We start from the raw sequence: 3,704 nt of genomic DNA, 5'->3' as shown, positions 1-3,704 counted from the left end.
CCTGTACCCCCATCCAACCGCCCCACCCTCCACCCGAACCAGACTGAAGGCCCTCCTGCCCCAAGCTACGACATCAAGCCTTTGAACTTGATCTTGACCCTTACTCGTACGTGTAGAAGCCCTTCCCCGTCTTGCGGCCCAGATCCCCCGCCGTGACCATGCGCTGGAGCAGCTCGGGCGGGAAGAACTTCGCGTCGCCCGTGTCGCGGTGGATGTTGCCGGCGGCGTTGAGCATGACGTCGAGGCCGGTCAGGTCGATCGTGGCGAGGGGGCCCATGGCGTGGCCGAAGCCGAGCTTCATCACCGTGTCGAGGTCGGCCGCGCTGACCACGCCCGACTCGACCAGGCTGATCGCCTCGACCAGCAGGACGGAGAAGAGGCGGTTGGACACGAAGCCGGCGACGTCCCGCTTGACCTCGACGCACGTCTTGCCGAGCTCCTCGGCGAAGGCGCGGGCGGTGGCGAGCGTCTCGTCCGATGTCTGGTAGCCGCGGACCAGCTCGACCAGTTTCATCATCGGCACCGGCGAGAAGAAGTGGATCCCGACGACCGACTCGGGGCGTTCGGTGACGGCGGCGATCTGGGTGATCGGGATGGCCGACGTGTTGGTGCCGAGGACGGCGCCGGGCTTGCAGATCTTGTCGAGGGCGCGGAAGACCTCGTGCTTGGCCTCGAGCTTCTCGAAGATGGCCTCGACCACGACGTCGGCGTCGGCGGCCGCGTCGAGCTCGGTCGTGGTGGTGATCCGGGCGAGGGCGGCGTCGGCCTCCTCGCGGGTGATCCGCTCCTTGGTCACGAAGCGCGTCAGCGAGCTGCGGATGGCCGCGACGCCCCGGTCCAGCGACGGCTGGTCCAGGTCGCGCACGGTGACCGTCCATCCCGCCTGCGCCGCCACCTGGGCGATGCCCGATCCCATGAGCCCCGAGCCGATGACCGCGAGCCGACCAGCCATTGTGCGCCACTCCTTCGCTCGTACCAGTGTCGCCCTCACCTTAACGGTCATTACGGAAGGTGGGAAAACCCGAAAACGGCTCGCTTCCGGTGCGACACTGTCGCCATGCCACCTGACGACGGCTGGTATCTCCTCGGGCCGTTCCTCGCCGTCGCGCTGACCGGCTTCCTCGGCGCCATCTTCTGGCGCTGGCAGACGGTCGGCCGGGCGCCCGCCGACCCGTGGGCCGGCCTGGCCATCTTCCACAGCGAGGACTACGGCCTGCTCTGCCCGGCCGCGGTGACCGACGACCCGGACGAGGCCGACGACCTCCGCGAGCTGCTGGCCGCGGCCGGCATCCGCTCGACGTCGGCCGTCCGGTCCGACGGCCGCTTCGTCGTGCTGGTCTTCCCCGAGGAGGCCGAGGAAGCGACGCGACTGCTGTCTAGAAGTTGAAGGTCGGCTCGGGCACGTCGGTGCGCTCCACGTCGACGCCGAGCTTGGCCAGGTCCGACACGAAGTCGGGGTAGCCGCGGTCGATGTGGTGCACCTCGGCGACCTCGGTGACGCCCTCGGCGCACAGGCCGGCGATGACCAGGCCCGCCCCGGCCCGGATGTCGGTGGCCCGCACGGGCGCCCCGGAGAGCCGCTCCCGCCCGTTGGTGACCGCGTGGTGCCCGTCGGTGCGGATGTCGGCGCCGAGCCGGACCATCTCGTTCACGAACATGAACCGGCCGTCGAAGATGTTCTCCGTGATGAGCGACGTGCCCTTGCTCACCGCGGCGAGACCGATCGCCATCGGCAGCAGGTCCGTGGCGAAGCCCGGGTAGGGCAGCGTGACGATGTCGACGGCCTTCGGGCGGTCGTCCATGCGCACGCGGAAGAGGTTGTCGCCGGGCTCCACGACCGCGCCCGCCGAGACGAGCTTGTCGAGGGCGATCTCGAGGTACTCCGGGCGTACGCCGTGGACGGTCACGTCGCCCCGGGTCATCGCCGTCGCGTAGGCCCACGTGCCGCCGACGATCCGGTCGCCGACCGTCGCGTGGTGCACCGGCCGCAGCGAGTCGACGCCCTCGATGGTGAGCGTGGACGTGCCGGCGCCCTCGATCTTGGCGCCCATGTCGGTGAGCATCTGGCAGATGTCGACGATCTCGGGCTCGCGGGCCGCGTTGTCGATCTCCGTGACGCCGCGGGCGAGGACGGCGGCCATGAGAATGTTCTCGGTGGCGCCCACGCTCGGGAAGTCCAGCCAGATCTTGCTGCCCCGCAGCCCGCCGGGTGCCGACGCGATCACGAAGCCGTGCTCGTTGGAGATGCTCGCCCCGAGCCGGGCCAGGCCGGACACGTGCATGTCGAGCCCGCGCGAGCCGATCATGTCGCCGCCGGGCAGGGCCACGCGTACGTACCCCCGCCGCGCCAGCAGCGGCCCGAGCACGCAGATCGACGCCCGCAGCCGGCGCACCAGGTCGTAGTCGGCCTCGCTCCCGGGCTCGGCGGGCACGTCGATGACCGCCTCGTCCCCGGCGAACGTCACCTCGCAGCCCAGCCGCCGGAGCACCTCGCCCATGATGGCGATGTCGGTGATCCGGGGCACGTTCGCCACGACGCTGCGCCCCTCGGCGAGCAGCGCGACCGCCATCAGCTTGAGCGCGGAGTTCTTCGCGCCGCCCACCGAGACATCGCCGGAAAGACGCGCGCCACCCTTGACCCTGATCACATCCACGACGGCAATCGTATGGGGCGCGCGCGGCGGGCCTCCGTAGGGTGGGGCCCATGGCCGTACATCTCACCCGCATCTACACCCGCACCGGCGACGGCGGTGCCACTCGCCTGGGCAACAACGAGGTCACGGCGAAGACCGACCCCCGCATCAGCGCCTACGCCGACGTCGACGAGTGCAACGCGGCCCTCGGCGTCGCCCTGGCCCTCGGCCACCTCGCCCCCGACGTGCGCAGCGTCCTGAGCGCCGTGCAGAACGATCTCTTCGACGTCGGCGCCGACCTGTGCAACCCGCTCGCCGAGGACCCCGAATACCCGCCGCTGCGGATCAAGGAGAGCTACGTCACCCGCCTCGAGGGCTGGTGCGACGAGTACAACGCCGAGCTCCCCAAGCTCGACTCCTTCATCCTGCCCGGCGGCACCCCGGGCGCGGCCCTCCTGCATGTCGCCCGCACGGTGGCCCGCCGCGCCGAGCGCTCGGCCTGGGCCCTGGTCGAGGCCGACCCGGAGCGCACCCCCGCCCTGCCCGCGAAGTATCTGAACCGCCTCTCCGACCTGCTCTTCATCCTGTCCCGCACCGCCAACGGCTCGCACGGCGACGTCAAGTGGGTCCCCGGCGGCACGGCGTCGTGACCCTGCACCACGTCGAGCTGTGGGTCCCCGACCTGGCGGGCGCGCTGCACCCGTGGGGCTGGCTCTTCACGTCGCTGGGCTGGCAGCAGTTCCAGGACTGGGAGCACGGCCGCTCCTGGCGTGACGGTCAGGTCTACGTCGTGCTGGAGCAGTCGCCCGCCCTGTCGTCCGGCACGCACGATCGGCGCGCGCCGGGCCTGAATCATCTGGCCTTCACCGTGGCCGGCCGCGCGGAGGTCGACCGGCTGACCGCGGAGGCGCCGGCGCACGGCTGGTCGCTGATGTTCGCCGACCGGCATCCGCACGCGGGCGGGCCGGAACATTACGCGGCCTATCTGGAGGATGACTGGGGGTACGAGGTCGAGCTGGTGGCCGCTTGAAGATCAAAAACTTCATGTCGTAGCTGGTTGCATGGTGCGGA

5 protein-coding genes are annotated in these 3,704 nt (G+C 70.6%); 3 read left to right on the top strand and 2 right to left on the bottom strand.

Annotated features, from left to right (window positions below):
* Positions 1-100: 100 nt before the first annotated feature.
* Positions 101-952 (bottom strand): 3-hydroxyacyl-CoA dehydrogenase family protein, encoded by an 852-nt coding sequence (locus RAN62_RS40930; protein ID WP_305790295.1) that lies wholly within the window; start codon positions 950-952, stop codon positions 101-103.
* A gap of 105 nt (positions 953-1,057) precedes the next feature.
* Here RAN62_RS40930 and RAN62_RS40925 point away from each other — a divergent pair, with 105 nt between their 5' ends.
* On the top strand, positions 1,058-1,387 hold the full coding sequence (locus RAN62_RS40925) for a hypothetical protein (RefSeq protein ID WP_305790294.1): 330 nt from the start codon (positions 1,058-1,060) through the stop codon (positions 1,385-1,387).
* Here RAN62_RS40925 and murA read toward each other — a convergent pair.
* Positions 1,377-2,663, bottom strand: coding sequence for a UDP-N-acetylglucosamine 1-carboxyvinyltransferase (murA, locus tag RAN62_RS40920; RefSeq protein ID WP_305790296.1), 1,287 nt, complete (start codon positions 2,661-2,663; stop codon positions 1,377-1,379). The genes RAN62_RS40925 and murA overlap by 11 nt on opposite strands.
* 41 nt (positions 2,664-2,704) lie before the next feature.
* Between murA and RAN62_RS40915 the strand changes: the two genes are divergently transcribed.
* Both RAN62_RS40915 and RAN62_RS40910 read left to right on the top strand, forming a co-directional pair.
* Entirely contained in the window at positions 2,705-3,283 is a 579-nt protein-coding gene (locus RAN62_RS40915) for a cob(I)yrinic acid a,c-diamide adenosyltransferase (protein ID WP_305790293.1), read from the top strand.
* The gene (locus RAN62_RS40910; RefSeq protein ID WP_305790292.1) at positions 3,280-3,663 is read left to right on the top strand and encodes a VOC family protein; all 384 of its coding nucleotides are present in this window, start codon (positions 3,280-3,282) and stop codon (positions 3,661-3,663) included. Before RAN62_RS40915 ends, RAN62_RS40910 begins: the two co-directional genes overlap by 4 nt.
* Positions 3,664-3,704: the final 41 nt, after the last annotated feature.

It is taken from the genome of Symbioplanes lichenis (assembly GCF_030709675.1).
Taxonomy (GTDB): domain Bacteria; phylum Actinomycetota; class Actinomycetes; order Mycobacteriales; family Micromonosporaceae; genus Actinoplanes; species Actinoplanes lichenis.
This window is presented reverse-complemented; position numbering and strand designations above follow the sequence as displayed.

Bases quoted from the DNA above. Each gene is read 5' to 3' on its own strand.
- RAN62_RS40915 (WP_305790293.1), top strand. From the start codon at position 2,705: ATGGCCGTACATCTCACCCGCATCTACACCCGCACCGGCGACGGCGGT.
- RAN62_RS40930 (WP_305790295.1), bottom strand. From the start codon at position 952: ATGGCTGGTCGGCTCGCGGTCATCGGCTCGGGGCTCATGGGATCGGGC.
- RAN62_RS40925 (WP_305790294.1), top strand. From the start codon at position 1,058: ATGCCACCTGACGACGGCTGGTATCTCCTCGGGCCGTTCCTCGCCGTC.